Source organism: Kouleothrix sp. (genome assembly GCF_046328425.1).
GTDB lineage: Bacteria > Chloroflexota > Chloroflexia > Chloroflexales > Roseiflexaceae > Kouleothrix.
Window position 1 is genome coordinate 1 of the sequence record NZ_JAXLWP010000040.1, and the last position, 18236, is coordinate 18236.

The following is an 18236-nucleotide window of genomic DNA, read 5'->3' on the forward strand; positions in this document are numbered from 1 at the left end:
GGATGCGTCGGGGTGCACCACCAGCGGCGGCAGGTACAGCCGCAGCTGGGCGCGCCACAGCGCCAGCACCAGCAGCGTCACCACTCCGAGCATGCCAGCCAGCGGGTAGCCGCGCGCCAGGTTCACCACCGCGAACATCAGCGTGTTCAGCAGGTATAGCGCGGCCGGAATGATCCGCGTCAGCTCGCCGGCCCAGCCGCGCCGGGCCAGCGCCGGCACCTGCCGCCCCGGCAGCGACCGCTGGATCGCCAGCGCTATCGCCAGGCCCACCAGCCACCACGCAATGAAATTGGCCGTCGGCACGCCATAGTACGGCCCGCTGTCGAACCACACCCAGTACGAGTTCACGCGGGTGGCCACCGTCTCGATCTGCAGATCGAGCGCCAGCACCAGCGTGGCCGCCACCAGCGCGGTGCGGCCGGGCGCGCGCGCACCCCGCTCGCCGCCGGCCAGCTGCCAGGCGCCAAAGCCGACCATCAGCCACGCGCAGGCGATCGGCAGCGGCACAACGCCAAAGAACTGCGGCTGCAGCGTGGCGGTGTACTCGTAGCGGCCAAACGGGAAGCCGGTTGTGACGCCCAAGTGCTCGACGCCCCAGGCAACCAGGAATACCGGCACGGCCGCCAGAGCGCCGCGCCGCCCATAGCGGCCGATCAGCCAGCTCAGCACGGCCGCGCCCTGCAGCAGCAGCAGCAGGCCGCCCATCCAGTCGCCCCAGGCGGGCACGCGGTCGAGCGCGACCACCAGCATCGAGCCGGGCAGCAGCGCTAGGTACAGCAGAAATATACCGAGCGCGAGAGAGCGAAACAGGCGCATGCGTTACCTTCGTGTTCAAGCCCTTGTGCCAGCGACAGGTCGATCATACGCGGCCAGAGCAGCAACGTTCATACCAAAAACCCCTGCCCCAGCGGATCGCTTGGGCTGATCACAAACTCGTGCCGGCCAGTGATCGCGCCGCGCCCGCCGATCTCGGGCACCACCGCGGGGTATTCGCCTACCCGAGCCACGCCGGCGACCCGGCCGCTGAAGACGCTGCGCCGGCCCAGGATACTTTCCACTACGATCAGCTGGCCAGTTTCGATCTCGCCGCGCGCGTGGTGCAGCGCCAGCCGCGCCGACACGCCGGTGCCGGTGGGCGATCGATCGACCTCGGCGTTGGCGAACACGCAAATATTGCGGCTGTGGTGCGCCGGGTCTTCGGGCGCGTCGGTGAAGATCGTGCCGTACAGAAAGCCCAGGTCGGGCTCGTGCGGGTGGCGGATGGCCAGCGCCGCGTTGACCGCGCGCTTCACCGCTTCGCCGGCCGCCACGAGCGCGCGCGTGTGCTCGGGCGCCACGCGCAGGCCCACCCGCTCGGCCGGCAGCACCGCGTAGAACGCTCCGCCAAACACCACGTCGGCTGTCACCGCGCCATAGCCCGGCACATCGAGCGCGAGGTCGCGGGCGTATACAAACGACGGCACGTTCAGAAACGTCACCTGCTCGACATGCCCGCGCTCGTCGAGGTGCGCGGCGGCGCGCACCAGGCCGGCCGGCGTGTCGAGGTTGATCGGCGTGCGCGCGCCGCTGGCCGGCCAGGCGCCGCTCTCGATCAGCGCGGTGACGAGCGCGATCACGCCGTGGCCGCACATCGTGCTGTAGCCTTCGTTGTGCAAAAACAGCACGCCCAGCTGCGCCTCGGGCGTCACCGGCGGCGTCAGCACGGCGCCGTACATGTCGTAGTGGCCGCGCGGCTCCCACATCAGCGCGCGCCGCACGTGGTCGAGCTGCTCGCGCATGTAGCGCCGCCGCTCGAGGATGCTGGCGCCGGGCAGCTCGGGCAGCCCGCCGGTGATGATCCGCAGCGGCTCGCCGGCCGCGTGCGCGTCGAGCGTGGTGATCGCCAGCGCGCCATTGGCCCAGTCGCGCGCCTGCCAGTCGAGCTGCATGCCCGGTTCCTCCTTCGCTGTTGCGTGCGGCGGAAAGAAACTAGCGCCGTGCGCTTGATTTTCGCCTGGCCCATGGTACCATGTTCATCCAATCACACAAACACGCCCACTGCGGCGCAAGGCCCGAGCGATATGGCGAACTCACCGCTGCGCATCCTGCTGGTCGAGGACGATGGAAGCATCGCCCGCGTGATCGCGATCGCCATGCAGCAGCTTGGCGTGCCGCACGTGCTCGACCAGGCGTACTCGGCCGAAGAGGGCGTCGAGCTGTGGGATCGCCAGCGCTACGACATGGTGCTGAGCGACTACAATTTGCGCGGCATGAATGGCATTGCCATGATCGCCCTGCTGAAAAGCCAGGTCGCCGACCTGCCCACCATCCTGTTCACCGCCTACGACGACGCGCCGGTGCGCCGCGCCGCGCGCCAGGTCGGCGTCTCGCACTTCCTCGCCAAGCCGTTCATGATCGACGAGATCATCCAGATCACCCGCGACCTGCTGCCGGCGCGCTTCAGCGAGCTTGGCGGCCAGAGCGGCTAGCCCCCGCTTGCCACGCGCTCATCCGCAATGCTATAATGCCGAGCCTGAACCATCCGACCAGGAGGAATCCGCGATGCAGCGCGTGATATACCTGCGCCGCCCGCTGAGCCGGCGCGATCAGCGCGGGCTTCAGCAGCAGCTCGAGCGCGCGTTTCAACGCCAGTGGGCCCAGCCGGGCGCGCTGCTGGCGGTGGCGCGCCACAAGGAGATCTGGCAGCCGCCCGCCGATGTCTACGAGACGGCCCACGCCTTTGTGGTGCGCATCGAGCTGGCGGGCATGCGCGAGGCCGAGATCGCGATCACGCTCGACGTCGGCGGCGTGCGAATCGAGGGCCGCCGCCCCGAGCACCACGACGAGCGCCCGCTGAGCTACCACCAGGTCGGCATCAACTACGGCGCCTTCGCCGTCGAGGTGTTTCTCGGCCGCCCGTTCGACCACGAGCGCGTGTCGGCGCGCTACGACGACGGCTTTCTGTTCGTCGAGCTGCCAAAGCCTGCTCCTGATAGAAGGAGCACGCTATGAGCGAGGCCGATCATTCAGGCGCGCCCGAGCCGCAGCCCGACGAGGCGCACGCGCCCGCGATCCCCGACGAGCTGGCGATCCTGCCGCTGTTCAACATGGTGATCTACCCCATGACCGTCATTCCACTGGCGGTGGGGCAGGCGCAGTCGATCCGGCTGATCGACGACGCGGTGCTGGGCGAGCGCATGATCGGCCTGGTGGCGCTGCGCAGCGAGCAAGAGCGCCCCGAAGCCATCGGCGCCGACGATTTCTTCCCGGTCGGCACGGCGGCCATGGTGCACCGCCTGCTGCGCCTGCCCGACGACACCCTGCGCGTGGCGGTGCAGGGCCTCGAGCGGATCGAGATCGTCGAGATCCTCCAGACCGAGCCGTACATCCGCGCGCGCGTGCGCGTGCTGGCCGACGAAACCAGCGACGATATCGAGACACAGGCGCTCATGCGCAACCTGGTGGGCCTGGCCCAGCAGATCCTCCAGCTTCTGCCTAACACCAGCGAAGAGCTGCAGACGCAGATCTTCAACGAAGACGACCCGCGCCGGCTGGCATACCTGCTGGCAGTGTCGCTGCTGTTCCGCAGCAGCGTGGCCGAGCGCCAGGAGGTGCTGGCGCTGCCCAGTGTGCGCGCCAAGCTCGCGCGCCTGCAAGAGATCCTCACCCGCGAGCTGTCGGTGCTGCAGCTCGGCCAGCGCCTGCAGTCGCAGGTGCAGAGCGGCATCGATAAGTCGCAGCGCGAGTACCTGCTGCGCGAGCAGCTGCGCGCCATTCGCGAAGAGCTTGGCGAGGGCGACGAGAATGCGGCCGAGGTGGCGCGCCTGCGCGACGCGATCGCCGCCGCCGGCATGAGCGCCGAGGCCCAGGCCCAGGCCGAGCGCGAGGTGGCGCGCCTGGCCCTGATGCCGCCCGCCGCCGCCGAGTATGGCGTCATCCGCACCTACCTCGAAACCCTGCTGGCCCTGCCGTGGCAAGCGCGCAGCGCCGACCAGCTCGACATCGCGCACGCGCAGCAGGTGCTCGACGAGGACCACTACGACCTGGAGGAGATCAAGCGGCGCATTCTCGAGTACCTGGCCGTGCGCGCGCTGCGCCGCGAGCGCCTGGGCGAAGACGCGATCAACCCCAAAGGCGCGATCCTGTGCTTCGTTGGGCCGCCCGGCGTGGGCAAGACCAGCCTCGGCCGCTCGATTGCGCGCGCCATGGGCCGCCAGTTCATCCGCCTGTCGCTCGGCGGCGTGCGCGACGAGGCCGAGGTGCGCGGCCACCGCCGCACCTACATCGGCGCAATGCCCGGCTCGATCATCCAGACGATCCGCCGCGCCGCCGTCAATAACCCGGTGTTCATGCTCGACGAGATCGACAAGCTCGGGGCCGATTTTCGCGGCGACCCGTCGTCGGCGCTGCTCGAGGTGCTCGACCCCGAGCAGAACACCAGCTTCCGCGACCACTACCTCGACGTGGCCTGGGATCTCTCGCCGGTGCTGTTCATCGCCACCGCCAACACACTGCAGACGATCCCGCCGCCGCTGCTCGACCGCATGGAGGTGATCCAGCTTTCGGGCTACACCGCGCGCCAGAAGCTCGAGATCGCCCGGCGCTACCTCGTGCCCGAGCAGCTCGCCGAGCACGCGCTCGGCGACGCCGACGCCGAGGTGACCGACGCGGCCCTGACGGTGGCGATCGAGGAGTATACCCGCGAGGCCGGCGTGCGCAACCTCGAGCGCGAGATCGCCAATATCTGCCGCAAGGTCGCCGTGCAGATCGCCAAGAAAAACGAAAGACCGCCGACGAACGACGAAAGGAGCTCGGATCTACTGGTTCATGCTCCATCTGCCGACCAGTCGCCCTCGTCCTTTGTCCCGCGCCCTTTGTTTCCCGTCGTCGTCGACGCCGACAAGGCGCGCGAGTACCTTGGCCGCCGCCGCTTCTTCGCCGAGGTGCCCGAGCGCATCGACCGCCCCGGCATTGTGACTGGCCTGGTGTGGACGCCGGTGGGCGGCGATATTATCTTCATCGAAGCCACGCGCATGCCCGGCGGGAAAGGCTTTACACTCACCGGCCAGCTCGGCGACGTCATGCGCGAATCGGCGCGCGCCGCGCTCTCGTATGTGCGCGCCGAAGCCGCGCGCCTGGGCGTCGACCCGCAGTTCTTCGAGCGCAGCGACCTGCACGTGCACGTGCCGGCCGGCGCTATCCCCAAAGACGGGCCTTCGGCCGGGGTCGCCATGGCCACCGCGCTGGTGTCGCTGCTCAGCGGCCGGCCGGTGCGCGACAGCGTGGCCATGACCGGCGAGATCACCCTGCGCGGCAAGGTGCTGCCAATCGGCGGCGTCAAGGAAAAAGTGCTTGCCGGCCACCGCGCCGGCCTGCGCACGATCATTCTGCCCAAGCGCAACGAGACCGACCTCGACGAGATCCCCGGCGAGGTGCGCCGCGAGCTGACGTTTGTGCTCGCCGACCGGGTAGAAGAAGTGCTGGCCGCCGCGCTTTCGGCCCAGACCACCGAGCCGCCTGAGGCCGACTCCCTCGCCACTGACACGACCGCGCTGGCCGATAGCGCACATATGGCCGAGCACTGATCCTGTTCAAAATCCGTGCAAATGCTTGGCATAGCGCTTGCTATGTTTCTTGGCGTAACCGCAAAGCTGCGGCACAGCCGCGAGAAGAAAGGGAGCCAAGCAATGCGCGATAACAAGGACATTCTCCAGCAATATGTGAGCGACATGATCGCGCTCGACAAGCATATTGTCGAGGCGGTCGAGCGCCAGCTGAACGACGAGCGACTCGACACCTACCCCGGCGCGCGCCAGCTGGTCGGCACGATCAAGCGCACGCTGACGGCGCAAGTCGATGGCCTGCAGCAGCAGCTTGCCAGCGTCGGCGGCGAGGCCAGCGGCCCGGTGAAAGAGACGCTAAGCGCTGTCGCCGGCGTGGCGGCCGGGCTGTACGACAAAGTGCGGCACGACCCGGTATCGAAGATGCTGCGCGACGACTACACCGCGCTGAGCCTGGCCTCGGTCGGCTACACCATGCTGCACACCACCGGCCTGGCGCTGAAGCACACCGGCATCGCGAACATGGCGGTGGCAAGCCTGAAAGAGCTCACGCCGCTTGTCGTCGACATCAGCAAGCTGCTGCCGATGCTGGTGGTGAAGGACCTGGCTGGCGAAGAGGTGTCGCTCGACGAGAGCGCCGGCCCGGCGGCGGTGCGCAACACGCAAGCAGCGTGGGGCCGCGAAAACACCGGGAAGTAGCCCCAGGCATCGCACCAACCACACGCGCCGCTGTACCGAGTGTACAGCGGCGCGTGCGTGCTTCCGGCCGGCTTAGCGGCGCGCTACGGCTTGCGCGCCAGCACGATCGCATACATCGTCGCGATCGACACGACGCGCCCCTCGGCCGCGCGCACCTCGAAGGCCGCGCGGCAAGCCTCCGGCGCGGCGATCAGCCAGGCCTCGAGCGCGGCGCGCTCGGCGGCGGGCATAGCCATGCGCTCGGCCCACGGCGCGAACGCGAACGACTTGGCGGCCAGCGGGTCGGCAGGCTCGGCGCGCAGGCCCGCCGCCGCAAGCCAGCCAAGCCACTCGCTCATCCTGTACGCGCGCACGTGGCTCGGGTCGCGCCACTGCTCGAAGCGGTTCATGAACGCGTCGAGCGCCGGATCTTCGGGGGCCATGTTGTCGTTCAGCACAAAGCTGCCGCCGGGCCGCAGCACGCGCGCCACCTCGCGCACATAGCGCTCGGGGTTGGGGAAGTGGTGCGGCGCGATACGCGTAGTGACGATCTCGAAGCTCGCGTCGTCGAACGGCAGCGCCTCGGCGTCGGCCAGCTCGAAACGCACATTCGCCGCGCCGCGCCCGCGCACAAACTGCTCGGCCGCCGCCAGCATCGCCGGCGTCAGATCGCTGGCCAGCACCTCGCGCACGTACGGCGCGAACGCCAGCGCGGTATGCCCGCCGCCAGTCGCAATATCGAGCAGACGCTCGTCGCCGCGTGGCCGGGCCAGCTCGACCATGCGCGCCAGGTCGTCGCCGTGCGCGTGGCTCGCGCTCGTCACGTAGCGCTCGGCCGCCGCGCCGAACTGCGCCTGCACGCGCTGCTTGACCACATCGGATTCCATAGTGCTTGCTCCTGTCTGCTATGTGGCGCGGTTTAGCGATTTCGGCGAAACCGAAACGGCCAAACCGCAGATTATTTCCCTGTGCTGGACAAAGTATAGAAGACCCGGTACTATAATTCAAACTGATATTTCTAATCTTTTCGATAGATAGAATCAATAGCACAGGCAGGGCCGATGGACATCTCAAAGCTGCGGATCTTCGCGACCGTGGCGCGCGTCGGCAACTTCACGCGCGCAGCCGAGCTGCTTTACCTGGCGCAGCCGACGGTATCGCAGCAGCTGGCCACGCTCGAAGCCCAGGTCGGCGCGCCGCTGATCGAGCGGCTGCCGCGCAGGCTGAAGCTCACGCCGGCCGGCGAGGCGCTGCTGCCGTATGCCGAGCAGATCCTGGCGCTGGCCGACGCCGGCGGCGAGGCCGCGCGCGCCGCCGCCGGGCTGGCCGACCGCACGCTGCGACTGGGCGCGGGGCACACGCTGGCCACCTACCTGCTGCCCGGCTTGCTTGGCAACTACCGCGTACGCTACCCCAGCCGGCTGGTGCGCATCAGCGTTGGCAACACCGCCGAGCTGCTCGAGCAGGTGGCCAACGACGCAGTCGAGCTGGCGCTGGTCGGCTCGCCGGCCGAGCACCCCAAGCTGATCATCACGCCATTCATGCACGATCGGCTGGTGCTGATCGTAGCGGCCGACGACCCGTGGGCCGCGCGCAGCGAGGTGGCGCTCGACGAGCTGCGCGGCCGGGTGCTGCTGACGCGCGAGCCGGGCTCGGCGCTGCATGCCAGCGTCGAGCGGCTGCTGGGCGCGCCCACGCTCGCCGGCGACGACGTGATTCTGCTGGGTGAAACCGAAGCGATCAAGCGCAGCGTCGAGGCCGGCCTGGGCGTAGCGCTGGTGCAGGAGATCGCGGTCGAGCGCGAGGTTGCGATGGGCACCCTGCGGGCGCTGGCGCTGCGCAACGCCGACGACGCCCGCACCTACAACTACGCGCGGCGCGCCGGCCGCGAGCTATCGGCGGCGGCCGTCGGGCTGGTGGCGCTGCTGACCGCGCACGGGTAGCTAGGTATCGCGCCGCAGCCGCTGCGTCAGCCGCGCATAGAAGGTGCTGGGCGGATGCACCCGCGCAAACACGCAGGTGAGCGGCGCCCGGCGGATCTCGACCACGTCGCCCTCGTGCAGCGGCACGCTCTCGCGGCCATCGGCCGAGAACGCTGCGGCGTGGCGGCTGCGCAGCCGCAGGCGAACGAGCGCGTCTTCGTGCAGCACCAGCGAGGGAATATTCGTAAGGTGCGCGGCAATTGGCACCAGCACCAGCGCGTGCGATCGCGGGTCGACAATCGGGCCGCCCGCCGCCAGCGCGTAGGCCGTCGAGCCAGTGGCAGTTGCGGCGATGATCCCGTCGGCATGGTAGGTGGTGAGCGGCGCGTCGTAGATCTCAACGTCGATCGCCACCACGCGGTTGATCTCGCCGCGCGCCACCAGGATCTCGTTCAGCGCCAGGATCTGCTCGGGCTCGCCGTGGCCATCGTGCCGAATGGTCGCCTCGATCAGAGTGCGATCGTCGTGCCAGCCGCCGCCGCCGAGCAGCAGCTCCAAGCCGCCCATCAGCTCCTCGGGCTGCAGCTCGGCCATGAAGCTGAGCCGGCCGAGCGCCACCGGCAGCACGGGGACGCGGTGTGGGATGGCCAGCCGCGCCGCGCGCAGCACCGTGCCGTCGCCGCCCAGGGCGATCAGCAGATCGAGCCCTTCGAGCACACGCGGCTCCTCGCGGCCCTCGTGCGAGACGCCGCGCCACACACGGATGCCGCGGCTGTTCAGCCAGCCGGCCACCTCAACCGAGACGCGCGTCGAGGCCTCGGAAAACGGATTGTAGAGCACGCCGACCTGTCGCATAACCCTTCCTCACAGCGCGGCCATGATCGCCCCGGCCACACCCGCAATATCTTCCACCCCGGCGAAGGCTGCGGCCGCCGGCCCGGCCACCAGCAGCGGCACGGGGTTGCGGGTATGCGCCGGCGCCGCTACGCTCTCGACATTGCCATGGTCGCTGGTGATCAGCAAGCTGTCGGCGGGCCGCAGCGCCGCCAGCACGCCGCCGATCAGCCCGTCGAGCAGCGCCATGACCGCGCGGATCTGCCGCTCAACCGGCGAGCCGCCAGCCACCGGCGGCAGGTCGCCGGCAGCCAACCTGCCGTGCCCGGCCAGGTCCGGCAGAAAGCTCTCGTAGAACACCAGCTCATGGTCGCGCGCAAGCCCGGCCAGGTTGGCGCCGGCCTGCCCAGGCGACACCAGCGGGATGCCGCTGCCCGGCTCGCGCTCACGCATGGCCGCGTTGGTCACATCCCACGACACCGCCCTGCCGGCGCGCAAGTCGTCGCCATCGCGAAAGCGCAGGCCGGCGCCCTCGGCGGCGATCACGCTGGCCGACTTGCGGATGCGCCGGGCGGCGAGCGCCTGCCAGTAGCCGGGGCCGAACGGGTTGGCGAACGTCGCGCGGCGGCCGCGCGCCACGGTGCGCCGGAAGATACTTTGATCGGCCAGCAGCGGGCGCAGCGCCACTGGCGGAAAGTGCGGCTGGTGGCGGCCGTGGAGCGCAGGGGCGTTGACGCCGGCCAGCAGCGCCACATGGCCAGTGCCGCTTTGCGGCAGGCCCGGCAAGCCCAGCGTCGCGTCGATCGGCTTGAAGAGAAGCGCGCGGGCGGGCAAAGGCGAAGGGCCAGCAGTGCCCGCGCGCAGGCCGCTGGCCGCCTCGAGCGCCAGCGGGCCGCCCAGCAGCGCGTGCAGCGCCGGCGTATCGGCGCTGGCGAGCGGGTTATCGGGGCCGGCCGGCGCAAGGCCCACGCCGTCGATAAAGACAAAGATAATGCTCATGGCTGCTCTGCTGCTCGGACAGCTGCCGAAGGTGGGCCGCATACGGCTGCGCAACCCTCAACACTTCGCGGGCAGTATAGGGTATGCGCTGCCCAAGCGCAACTATTTGACAGCCCAAAGCCTCCGGAGTATAATGCGCGCGGTGTAAAAAGTTAAACCACTCCGCTAGCGGCTTACCTCCCGCACTCGAACGCAAGAACGCCGAGCCTCCAGGAGCCAGCCGGCCAGCGCGGAGCCTTCGCAGGCACCGGCACCGGGCGCAGCAGCATCATGTCCGATCCCTCATGGTTCGGCGTTTCATCGCATTGTGCCTTCCACCGTTGCCCTACCGCATTGCGAAGGGATGCTATCGGATCTGCGCGCAGAGGCGGGCGGCAGGTACTATCAATTCAAATTCCCGGAGGTATTGTTCCATGACCTTGTCTACCAGCAACAGCGACAAGTTTGATGTTGAAGATCTTGACTGGACCCAGCTACTCGACGAGTACGATTATGCCCGGCCGCAGCGCGGCGAGCTGCGCGACGGCGTAGTAATGCAGATCGAAGATAATGGCGTGCTGGTATCGATCGGCACCAAGCGCGAGGGCGTGATCCCGCAGCAGGATCTGCGCGCGATGGGCGACGAATACCTGAGCACGCTGCGGGTCGGCGCGCCGATCCAGGTGTATGTACAGGATCCCGAGAACAAAGAAGGCGACCTGGTGCTCTCGCTCACGATGGTGCAGGTCGCGAAAGATTGGGAAGAGGCCGGGCGCCTGCAGGGCGAGGGCGGCATTATCCAGGGCCAGGTGATCGGCTACAACAAGGGTGGCCTGCTGGTGCAGTTCAACCGCATCCGCGGCTTTGTGCCGGCCTCGCAGGTGGCCCAGCTGCACGGCCGCACCGCCTCGGAAGAGCGGCAGCAGGCGCTGCAGCGCATGGTCGGCCAGACGATCCCGCTGAAGGTGATCGAGGTCGATCGCGAGCGCAACCGCCTGGTGCTCTCGGAGCGCAGCGCGACGCAGGAGTGGCGCAAGGCCCAGAAGCACCGGCTGCTCACCGAGCTGCAGCCCGGCGACATCCTGACCGGCCGCGTCAACCAGCTCACCAACTTCGGCGCGTTCATCGACTTGGGCGGCGCCGACGGACTGGCGCACATCTCCGAGCTGTCGTGGCAGCGCGTGAACCACCCGCGCGAGGTGCTGAGCCCGGGCCAGGAAGTCAAGGTGATGGTGGTCGAGATCGACGCCGACCGCGAGCGCATCGGCCTGTCGCTGCGGCGGCTGCAGTCGAACCCGTGGGAGTCGATCGACCAGCGCTACAGCCTTGGCCAGATCGTCAGCGGCCCGGTGACGAACGTGGCGCCGTTCGGCGCGTTCGTGCAGATCGAAGAGGCGGTCGAGGGTCTGATCCACGCCAGCGAGCTGGATGTCGACCCGCAGGCCCAACCGCGCGACCTGCTGCAGCCCGGCCAGACGGTCACCGCCAAGATCATCAGCCTCGACAAGCAGCGCCAGCGCATGGGCCTGAGCCTGCGCCGCGTGGGCGAAGGTGAGCGCGGCGAGAGCGAGAAGAACGGCGGGGCGTAAGCCCGCGCCAGCACACGCTGGCGGGCAACCACACCGACAGACCGGCGCGGGCAAGGCCCGCGCCGGTTTTGCATGCCGCCACAGGCGCGCCGCCGATCGGGACGCCGAATCTCAAACATTGTTCTTCTTGACACAAGCCCCAAACAAGGTATAATGCAGGGCGCGAATGCTATCCCAGTGCAGCGGGGCTATTCGATCGAACGCGGCCCGGCCAGGAACAGCGCCTGCCGCGCCGGCTCCCCGGCCATAAGGAGCGCGAGCCATGCTCTCAGACTACTTACCAATTCTAGTCATCTTCCTGGTAGCTCTCTTCATCGCCGTGTTTGTGATCGTAGCCTCGGGCCTGCTGGGCCCGCAGCGGCCGACCAAGCGCAAGCTGATGCCGTACGAATCGGGCATGGAGCCGATCGGCTCGGCGCAGCGCCGCTTCCCGATCAAGTTCAACCTTGTCGCGATGATCTTCATCTTGTTCGATATCGAAGTCATCTTCTTCTTCCCCTACGCGCTGGTGTACAAGCGGCTGGGCGTGTTTGGGCTGATCGAGATCGGCCTGTTTATGCTTATCCTGCTGGTCGGCTTTATCTACATCTGGAAAAAAGGGGCACTCGAATGGGATTAGAGGAGAAAGCCGGCGACATGGGCATTGTCACCACCTCGCTCGAGACGGTGGTGAACTGGGGGCGTACAAACGCGATGTGGCCGCTGCTGTTCGGCCTGGCCTGCTGCGCGATCGAGATGATGGGCTCGCAGGCCGCGAACTACGACCTTTCGCGCTTCGGCATGGAGATCAACCGCGCCTCGCCGCGCCAGGCCGACCTGATCATTGTGGCGGGCCGCGTGTCGCGCAAGATGGCGCCGGTGGTGCGGCGGCTCTACGATCAGATGAGCGACCCGAAGTGGGTGATCGCGATGGGCGACTGCGCCTCGTGTGCGGGCGTGTTCAACAACTACGCGATCGTTCAGGGCGTCGACGAGATCATCCCGGTGGATGTGTACGTCGCCGGCTGCCCGCCGCGGCCGGAAGCGCTGATCGACGGCATCATCCAGCTGCACGAGAAGGTCAAGCGCATGCGTATCACCGGCGAGGTGCGCCCGCTCGAGAAGAGCGAAAAGGTGTACGCCTAGGCCTGTTCACTGGCGCGCTACGCGCTCACCCGCGCTTTTGGGCAATTTCTGCCTCCGGCAGAGCACTACTTGATCATTTTTGTTCTCGGTGGTTGCGCTTGCAGAGCACAAACACCGAACACAGCAAAAGTACCATGCTGGCGCATGCAAACTATTGAGGAACTATGGACAACGCAACGGTGATCGAGCGGCTGCGCGCCGCGCTGCCCAACGCGATCGAGCGCACCGCTGAGTACCGCGGTGACCTGAGCATCTATGTCCGGCGCGACGCGATCGTCGACGTAGCGCGCGCGCTGCGCGACGACTCGGTGCTGCGCTACAACTTCCTCGAGAACCTCTGCGGCGTCGACTACCTGGGCCGCACGCCACGCTTCGAGGTGGTGTACCACCTGCTCTCGTACAGCAACCGCCACCGCGTATGCCTGAAGGTTGGCGCGAACGACGGCGAGGCAGTGCCGACGCTCATCGGCCTGTGGGCAACCGCGAACTGGCAGGAGCGCGAGACGTACGACCTGCTGGGGATCCCGTTCAGCGGCCACCCAGGCCTGCAGCGCATCCTGATGCCCGACGACTGGCAGGGCCACCCGCAGCGCAAAGACGTGCCGCTGGGCGGCGAGGAAGTCGCGTTCAGCTTCAACCAGGATCAGATCTACGCCCACAAGCCGTTCGCCAAAGAATGACCAACGACCAATGACCAACGACCAACGATTGCCTTCAGTCGTTTGTTGTTCGTCGTTCGTCGTTTGTCGGAGGAAGCCATATGACAGCAATTGCCGAGCCGCCAACGCTGGCGCAGTACCCATATCACGTGCCCTCGCCGCTCGAGATCACCAAGCCGGCGATGGAGGGCCAGCAAGATACGATGGTGCTGAATATGGGGCCGCACCATCCCAGCACCCACGGCGTGCTGCGCCTGGTGGTCGAGCTCGACGGCGAAACGGTGGTCAACGTGGCGCCCGATGTCGGCTTCCTGCACACCGGCATCGAGAAGACCATGGAGAGCAAGACGTACCAGAAGGCGGTGGTGCTGACCGACCGCATGGACTACCTGGCGCCGCTCTCGAACAACCTGAGCTATGTGCTGGCCGTCGAGAAGCTGCTGAACTGCGAGATCCCGGCGCGCGCCCAGACGGCGCGGGTGATCCTGACCGAGCTGCAGCGCATCGCCAGCCACCTGGTGTGGCTCGGCACCCACGCGCTCGACCTTTCGGCCATGAGCGTGTTCCTGTACGCCTTCCGCGAGCGCGAGCAGATCCTCGATATCTTCGAGCTGGTGTCGGGCGCGCGCCTGATGACCAGCTACTTCCGCGTGGGCGGCCTCGCCTACGACCTGCCCGACGACTTCGTGGCGACGGTCGAGGCGTTCCTGAACATCATGCCCGGCGCGGTCGATGAGTACGAGAACCTGCTGACCGGCAACCCGGTGTGGCTCGAGCGAACCGTGGGCGTGGGCGTGATCGACGCCGACGCGGCGATCGCGTACGGCATCAGCGGGCCAATGCTGCGCGCCGCCGGCATCCCGTGGGATCTGCGCCGCGACATGCCCTACAGCAGCTATGAGCTGTACGACTTCGACATCCCGATCGCCAAAAACGGCGATATCTACGACCGCTACCTGGTGCGCATGGCCGAGATGCGCGAGAGCGTGAAGATCTGCCGCCAGGGGCTGCGGCGGCTGCAAGAGCTTGGCCCCGGCCCGTTCACCACCACCGACCGCAAGATCTCGCCGCCGCCGAAGAGCGAGATCACCCACAGCATGGAGTCGCTGATCCACCACTTCAAGCTGTGGACCGAAGGCTTCAAGCCGCCGGTCGGCGACGCGTACGTGGGCATTGAGTCGCCGCGCGGCGAGCTGGGTACCTATATCGTCAGCGACGGCAGCCCGAAGCCGTACCGCGTGCACTTCCGCGCGCCCTCGTTTATCAACCTGCAGGCGCTGCCGCACACCGCCAAGGGCCGCCTGGTAGCCGACCTGGTGGCGCTGATCGCCTCGATGGACCCGGTTCTCGGCGAGGTCGACCGGTAGCGAGTTCGCAGGTTTGAAGGTTCGCAAGTTCGAAGGTTATCAACCTGCTAGCCTGGAAGCTGCAACTTGCCAATCCGTAACGCATATTGTCTTCAATGCTAGGATAAAAGTATGGCTTTGCGTGACAACCACGGCCCCGAGATCGACGCCATTCTGGCGCGCTATGCCAACCGCCGCAGCGCGGTGCTGCCGCTGCTGTATGTCGCCCAGGATGCCTACGGGCACCTCGACGACGCGGCCATCCGCGAGGTGGCGGGCATCCTCGAGCTGCCGCCCACCGACGTGTTCGAGGTGGTCGGCTTCTACACGCTGTTCTACGATAAGCCGGTGGGCAAGTGGGTGCTGCAGGTATGCGACGACGTGCCGTGCTGCTTCCTGGGCGCCGAGCAGCTGGTGGCCACGCTTGAGTCGAAGCTGGGGATTGGCGTGAACCAGACCACCGGCGACGGCACGTTTACGCTACAGCGCGTGAAGTGCCTGGCCGACTGCGACCGCGCGCCGATGCTGCAGGCCAACCTCGAATACTACCGCAACCTCGATACCCCCGAGAAAGTCGATGCGCTGATCAGCGAGCTGCGCGGGCGCGCCGCGAGCGGCGAGGTGCTGAGCGTATCGGGGCGCTTCGCCGAGCGCTAGGCCACGCGCTACCGGCACACTCCGGCCGATGGCACGGGCGCGATATATCGCGCCCGTGCGGCTATCTCAGCTCAGGCAACACAAGGCCCTGCCCCGCTACTCTTCAGCCTTCAGCAGCTCGCGCAGCTTCATCAGGCCCATGCGCATGCGCGATTTAATCGTGCCGACCGGCTCGCCCAGGCGCGTAGCGATCTCGGCGTGCGTCAGCCCGCCATAGTAGCCCAGCTCGATCGCCTGGCGCTGCGAGGCCGGCAGCTCGGCCAGCGCCGCGCGCACCACCGCGCGCAGCAGCAGCCCATCGGCCGACGCGTCGGCAGCGGCCACACCCACCAGGCGGTCGTCGTCGAGCATGTCTTCGCGGGCGCGGGCGCGGAAGCGCCGCGAGCGGGTAGCATCGATCGCGCGGTGGCGCGTAATGCCCACCAGCCAGGCCGAAAGGCTACCGTTAGGCTGGAAGCTACCCGCCGACAGCCACACCGCCTGAAAGACATCCTGCACCACCTCTTCGGCCAGGTCGCGGTCGCCGACGATCCGCAGCGCGATCGTAAAGATCAAGCGGTGATAGCGGTCGTAGATCGCGCCCAGCGCCGGCTCCTCGCGCCAGCACACCCGCGCGATCAGCTCCTCATCGGATGGCGCGCCAGCCAGCGGCGCCCGAGGCGTACTCGAAGTACGGGTTGGTTCCACGCGTTGTTTCCCTTCTCTGCGGCTGATTGTTGGGGCAATTGCTACCGCATTCTGCATGGAATTCCTGCCTTTCTGCGTGTCGCGCCCGCGCGGCGATGCCGACATCCTGGCAAAAACGGCGGTTACTATGGGTAGGCAGCATTCTTGGGCTCGTTCGATGGCGCTAGTGTAGCGCCTGCTTCGTAGCGCACTCTTGCGCGAGTCCTAATCGGCCCCTACAGCGGCTGAATTTCGCGGCGATCTTGCGCCCGCTCGATAATGCCCCCGAATCATGCGATGTCGAACCCAGTATTTGTATATTTTCCGTAAAAATTACATGTCTATACATCCAAACGTATAGTTTCTTCGTATTTCATATCAGAGCGACACAATCTCACAGATAACGGCGATATAGCTGGCGCGGAAAGCGTACTACGCTGGTGGTTGCACCAGAGCTTTGCCGTGCGCATAAAAGGCTGCCATTGTGCAGTCAGGCCACCGCTTTGCCATAAAATCGGAAACATGTGTCGTTCAGCGCGAAAGGGGGTGATCGGAAGAAGGAGGAGGATCGAGGCAATACTTCTACTCAAACTGGCCCGATAACTACGAATCGCAGCAAGGAGTACTGGAACGTGAAACGTAAGGTTATTCTCTCGATCGCCGCGCTTATGGGTATCGCCGCGATGCTGCTGGCGCTGGCGCCGGCCGGAACCATGGCGTCGAGTCACCGCGAGGCGCCGCTGATCAGCAAGGACCCGGCGGCCGACAACACCGACCTGTACGCGTTCGTCAGCCCCGACAAGCCCGATACGGTCACGATCATCGCCAACTACATCCCGCTGGAAGAGCCGGCCGGCGGCCCGAACTTCGCCGCATTCGACGACGACGTGCTGTACGAGATCAAGATCGACAACACCGGCGACGGCAAGGAAGACATCGCCTACCAGTTCCGCTTCAACACGCGCCTGCGCAACCCGAACACCTTCCTGTACGCCACCGGCCCGATCGCCTCGCTCGACGACAAGAACTGGAACACGCCGCAGTTCTACGACGTGACGCGCGTTAAGAACGGCAAGGCCGACAAGATCGGCAGCAACATCCCCACGCCGCCAGTCAATGTCGGCCCGCGCTCGACGCCGAACTACGAGGCGCTGGCCTCCGCCGCCGTGCGCAAGATCCAGGATAACGTGACCGTGTTCGCCGGCCAGCGCGACGACCCGTTCTTCGTCGACCTGGGCTCGATCTTCGACCTGGGTGGTCTGCGGCCGTTCAACCCGGCGCACCTGGTGCCGCTCGACGCCGGCCCTGGCATTGATGGCGTGGGCGGCTACAACACCCACACGATCGCCATCCAGGTACCCAGCAAAGACCTAACGCGCAATGGCAAGACGCCCAAGAACAGCGATGACCCGAACGCGGTAATCGGCATCTACGCCAGCGCCAGCCGCATGAGCCGGCGCGTGCTGCGCGACGACGGCACGCAGCGCAGCTCGGGCAAGTATGTGCAGGTGTCGCGCCTGGGCAACCCGCTGATCAACGAGGTGATCATCCCGCTGGGCAAGAAGGACTACTGGAACGCCAGCGACCCCTCGCAGGACAAGCAGTTCGTGAAGTACTACGAGAACCCCGAGCTGGCCGGGATCGTGAACACGCTCTACGGCAGCGCGATCGTGTCGCTGGGCGGCAAGCCGGCCCGCACCACCGGCCGCACCGACCTCTCGCTCATCCTGCTGACCGGCGTGCCGCTGCCGGGCGGCAAGAACCTGAACTACACCGGCAGCACCCCGGCCGACCTGCTGCGCCTGAACGTGGCGATCGCGCCAACCGCCGAGGTTGGCAAGGGCGACCCGCTGGGCGTGCTGAATGGCGACCTGGCCGGCTTCCCGAACGGCCGCCGCCTCGAGGACGACATCACCGATATCGAGCTGCGCGCGGTGGCCGACGGCTACGGCACGCTGCTGAACTCGCTGTTCGGCCTGCCGAACAATAGCCCGAACAACGCGGTGGGCGACGGCGTGAACGCCAACGACAAGCCGTTCCTGCCAACGTTCCCGTATGTCGGCACGCCGCAACGTGGCTACGAGAATACGCACGGCGTGGTGGGCAGCAGCACGACGCCGCCGATCAAGTAGGTGCTTGCGCGCGGGAGCTTCGCGCCCCCGCGCCCCGCGGCAAGGGGCGGTCACTCGCCCCTTGCCTCCCCGCTGGGGCTTCGCCCAGGCCCTGTAAAAGCAGGCCAGCC

The 18236-nt window shown here is 67.2% G+C and carries 18 protein-coding genes; 12 read left to right on the forward strand and 6 right to left on the reverse strand.

Annotated elements, in window-relative coordinates; all coding sequences use genetic code 11:
* Together U0177_RS26485 and U0177_RS26490 are read right to left on the reverse strand one after the other, a co-directional pair.
* Window positions 1–816, reverse strand: an 816-nt coding sequence (locus U0177_RS26485; protein WP_409573687.1) for a carotenoid biosynthesis protein, incomplete at its 3' end; no start/stop codon positions are given.
* 68 nt (window positions 817–884) lie between these two features.
* The gene (locus U0177_RS26490) at window positions 885–1928 is read right to left on the reverse strand and encodes a proline racemase family protein (RefSeq protein WP_409573688.1); all 1044 of its coding nucleotides are present in this window, start codon (window positions 1926–1928) and stop codon (window positions 885–887) included.
* Between the two features lie 132 nt (window positions 1929–2060).
* Between U0177_RS26490 and U0177_RS26495 the strand changes: the two genes are divergently transcribed.
* From U0177_RS26495 to U0177_RS26510, 4 genes are all read left to right on the forward strand, one after another.
* On the forward strand, window positions 2061–2468 hold the full coding sequence (locus U0177_RS26495; RefSeq protein WP_409573689.1) for a response regulator: 408 nt from the start codon (window positions 2061–2063) through the stop codon (window positions 2466–2468).
* 73 nt (window positions 2469–2541) lie between these two features.
* The gene (locus U0177_RS26500) at window positions 2542–2991 is read left to right on the forward strand and encodes an Hsp20/alpha crystallin family protein (RefSeq protein ID WP_409573690.1); all 450 of its coding nucleotides are present in this window, start codon (window positions 2542–2544) and stop codon (window positions 2989–2991) included.
* Window positions 2988–5564 carry an endopeptidase La gene (gene lon, locus U0177_RS26505; protein ID WP_409573691.1) on the forward strand — a complete coding sequence of 859 codons (2577 nt, stop codon included), beginning with the start codon at window positions 2988–2990 and terminating at the stop codon, window positions 5562–5564. The genes U0177_RS26500 and lon overlap by 4 nt, the downstream gene beginning before the upstream one ends.
* A 102-nt stretch (window positions 5565–5666) precedes the next feature.
* Window positions 5667–6239, forward strand: coding sequence for a hypothetical protein (locus U0177_RS26510; RefSeq protein WP_409573692.1), 573 nt, complete (start codon window positions 5667–5669; stop codon window positions 6237–6239).
* A gap of 83 nt (window positions 6240–6322) precedes the next feature.
* Here U0177_RS26510 and U0177_RS26515 read toward each other — a convergent pair whose 3' ends face one another.
* A complete protein-coding gene (locus U0177_RS26515) occupies window positions 6323–7105 on the reverse strand; it encodes a class I SAM-dependent methyltransferase (RefSeq protein ID WP_409573693.1) in 783 nt (260 codons plus the stop codon).
* A gap of 174 nt (window positions 7106–7279) precedes the next feature.
* On the opposite strand from U0177_RS26515, the gene U0177_RS26520 reads away from it, so the two are divergent.
* Window positions 7280–8161: a LysR family transcriptional regulator gene (locus U0177_RS26520; RefSeq protein ID WP_409573694.1), complete on the forward strand. Its 882-nt coding sequence runs from the start codon at window positions 7280–7282 to the stop codon at window positions 8159–8161.
* On the opposite strand, the gene U0177_RS26525 is transcribed toward U0177_RS26520, so the two are convergent.
* Together U0177_RS26525 and U0177_RS26530 are read right to left on the reverse strand one after the other, a co-directional pair.
* On the reverse strand, window positions 8162–8995 hold the full coding sequence (locus tag U0177_RS26525; RefSeq protein ID WP_409573695.1) for an NAD(+)/NADH kinase: 834 nt from the start codon (window positions 8993–8995) through the stop codon (window positions 8162–8164). It lies immediately after the preceding gene.
* 9 nt (window positions 8996–9004) lie between these two features.
* Complete coding sequence (locus U0177_RS26530) at window positions 9005–9973, reverse strand: metalloenzyme (protein WP_409573696.1); 969 nt, start codon at window positions 9971–9973, stop codon at window positions 9005–9007.
* Window positions 9974–10386: 413 nt separating this feature from the next.
* Here U0177_RS26530 and U0177_RS26535 point away from each other — a divergent pair, with 413 nt between their 5' ends.
* From U0177_RS26535 to U0177_RS26560, 6 genes are all read left to right on the forward strand, one after another.
* On the forward strand, window positions 10387–11541 hold the full coding sequence (locus U0177_RS26535) for a 30S ribosomal protein S1 (RefSeq protein WP_409573697.1): 1155 nt from the start codon (window positions 10387–10389) through the stop codon (window positions 11539–11541).
* Between the two features lie 262 nt (window positions 11542–11803).
* Window positions 11804–12160, forward strand: coding sequence for an NADH-quinone oxidoreductase subunit A (locus U0177_RS26540; protein WP_409573698.1), 357 nt, complete (start codon window positions 11804–11806; stop codon window positions 12158–12160).
* A complete protein-coding gene (locus tag U0177_RS26545; RefSeq protein WP_409573699.1) occupies window positions 12151–12666 on the forward strand; it encodes an NADH-quinone oxidoreductase subunit B in 516 nt (171 codons plus the stop codon). Before U0177_RS26540 ends, U0177_RS26545 begins: the two co-directional genes overlap by 10 nt.
* A 164-nt stretch (window positions 12667–12830) precedes the next feature.
* Complete coding sequence (locus U0177_RS26550) at window positions 12831–13346, forward strand: NADH-quinone oxidoreductase subunit C (protein ID WP_409573700.1); 516 nt, start codon at window positions 12831–12833, stop codon at window positions 13344–13346.
* 161 nt (window positions 13347–13507) lie between these two features.
* Window positions 13508–14692: an NADH dehydrogenase (quinone) subunit D gene (gene nuoD / locus U0177_RS26555; RefSeq protein ID WP_409573740.1), complete on the forward strand. Its 1185-nt coding sequence runs from the start codon at window positions 13508–13510 to the stop codon at window positions 14690–14692.
* A gap of 111 nt (window positions 14693–14803) precedes the next feature.
* Complete coding sequence (locus U0177_RS26560; RefSeq protein ID WP_409573701.1) at window positions 14804–15328, forward strand: complex I 24 kDa subunit family protein; 525 nt, start codon at window positions 14804–14806, stop codon at window positions 15326–15328.
* Between the two features lie 96 nt (window positions 15329–15424).
* Here U0177_RS26560 and U0177_RS26565 read toward each other — a convergent pair whose 3' ends face one another.
* Window positions 15425–16015, reverse strand: a complete 591-nt coding sequence (locus tag U0177_RS26565; protein WP_409573702.1) for an RNA polymerase sigma factor — start codon at window positions 16013–16015, stop codon at window positions 15425–15427.
* Between the two features lie 611 nt (window positions 16016–16626).
* Here U0177_RS26565 and U0177_RS26570 point away from each other — a divergent pair.
* Complete coding sequence (locus U0177_RS26570) at window positions 16627–18126, forward strand: DUF4331 domain-containing protein (RefSeq protein WP_409573703.1); 1500 nt, start codon at window positions 16627–16629, stop codon at window positions 18124–18126.
* Window positions 18127–18236 lie beyond the last annotated feature (110 nt).

Excerpts from the sequence above, each read along its gene's own strand:
- U0177_RS26490 (WP_409573688.1), bottom strand. The coding sequence starts at position 1,928 with ATGCAGCTCGACTGGCAGGCGCGCGACTGGGCCAATGGCGCGCTGGCG.
- U0177_RS26495 (WP_409573689.1), top strand. The coding sequence starts at position 2,061 with ATGGCGAACTCACCGCTGCGCATCCTGCTGGTCGAGGACGATGGAAGC.
- U0177_RS26500 (WP_409573690.1), top strand. The coding sequence starts at position 2,542 with ATGCAGCGCGTGATATACCTGCGCCGCCCGCTGAGCCGGCGCGATCAG.
- lon (WP_409573691.1), top strand. The coding sequence starts at position 2,988 with ATGAGCGAGGCCGATCATTCAGGCGCGCCCGAGCCGCAGCCCGACGAG.
- U0177_RS26510 (WP_409573692.1), top strand. The coding sequence starts at position 5,667 with ATGCGCGATAACAAGGACATTCTCCAGCAATATGTGAGCGACATGATC.
- U0177_RS26515 (WP_409573693.1), bottom strand. The coding sequence starts at position 7,105 with ATGGAATCCGATGTGGTCAAGCAGCGCGTGCAGGCGCAGTTCGGCGCG.
- U0177_RS26520 (WP_409573694.1), top strand. The coding sequence starts at position 7,280 with ATGGACATCTCAAAGCTGCGGATCTTCGCGACCGTGGCGCGCGTCGGC.
- U0177_RS26525 (WP_409573695.1), bottom strand. The coding sequence starts at position 8,995 with ATGCGACAGGTCGGCGTGCTCTACAATCCGTTTTCCGAGGCCTCGACG.
- U0177_RS26530 (WP_409573696.1), bottom strand. The coding sequence starts at position 9,973 with ATGAGCATTATCTTTGTCTTTATCGACGGCGTGGGCCTTGCGCCGGCC.
- U0177_RS26535 (WP_409573697.1), top strand. The coding sequence starts at position 10,387 with ATGACCTTGTCTACCAGCAACAGCGACAAGTTTGATGTTGAAGATCTT.
- U0177_RS26540 (WP_409573698.1), top strand. The coding sequence starts at position 11,804 with ATGCTCTCAGACTACTTACCAATTCTAGTCATCTTCCTGGTAGCTCTC.
- U0177_RS26545 (WP_409573699.1), top strand. The coding sequence starts at position 12,151 with ATGGGATTAGAGGAGAAAGCCGGCGACATGGGCATTGTCACCACCTCG.
- U0177_RS26550 (WP_409573700.1), top strand. The coding sequence starts at position 12,831 with ATGGACAACGCAACGGTGATCGAGCGGCTGCGCGCCGCGCTGCCCAAC.
- nuoD (WP_409573740.1), top strand. The coding sequence starts at position 13,508 with ATGGAGGGCCAGCAAGATACGATGGTGCTGAATATGGGGCCGCACCAT.
- U0177_RS26560 (WP_409573701.1), top strand. The coding sequence starts at position 14,804 with ATGGCTTTGCGTGACAACCACGGCCCCGAGATCGACGCCATTCTGGCG.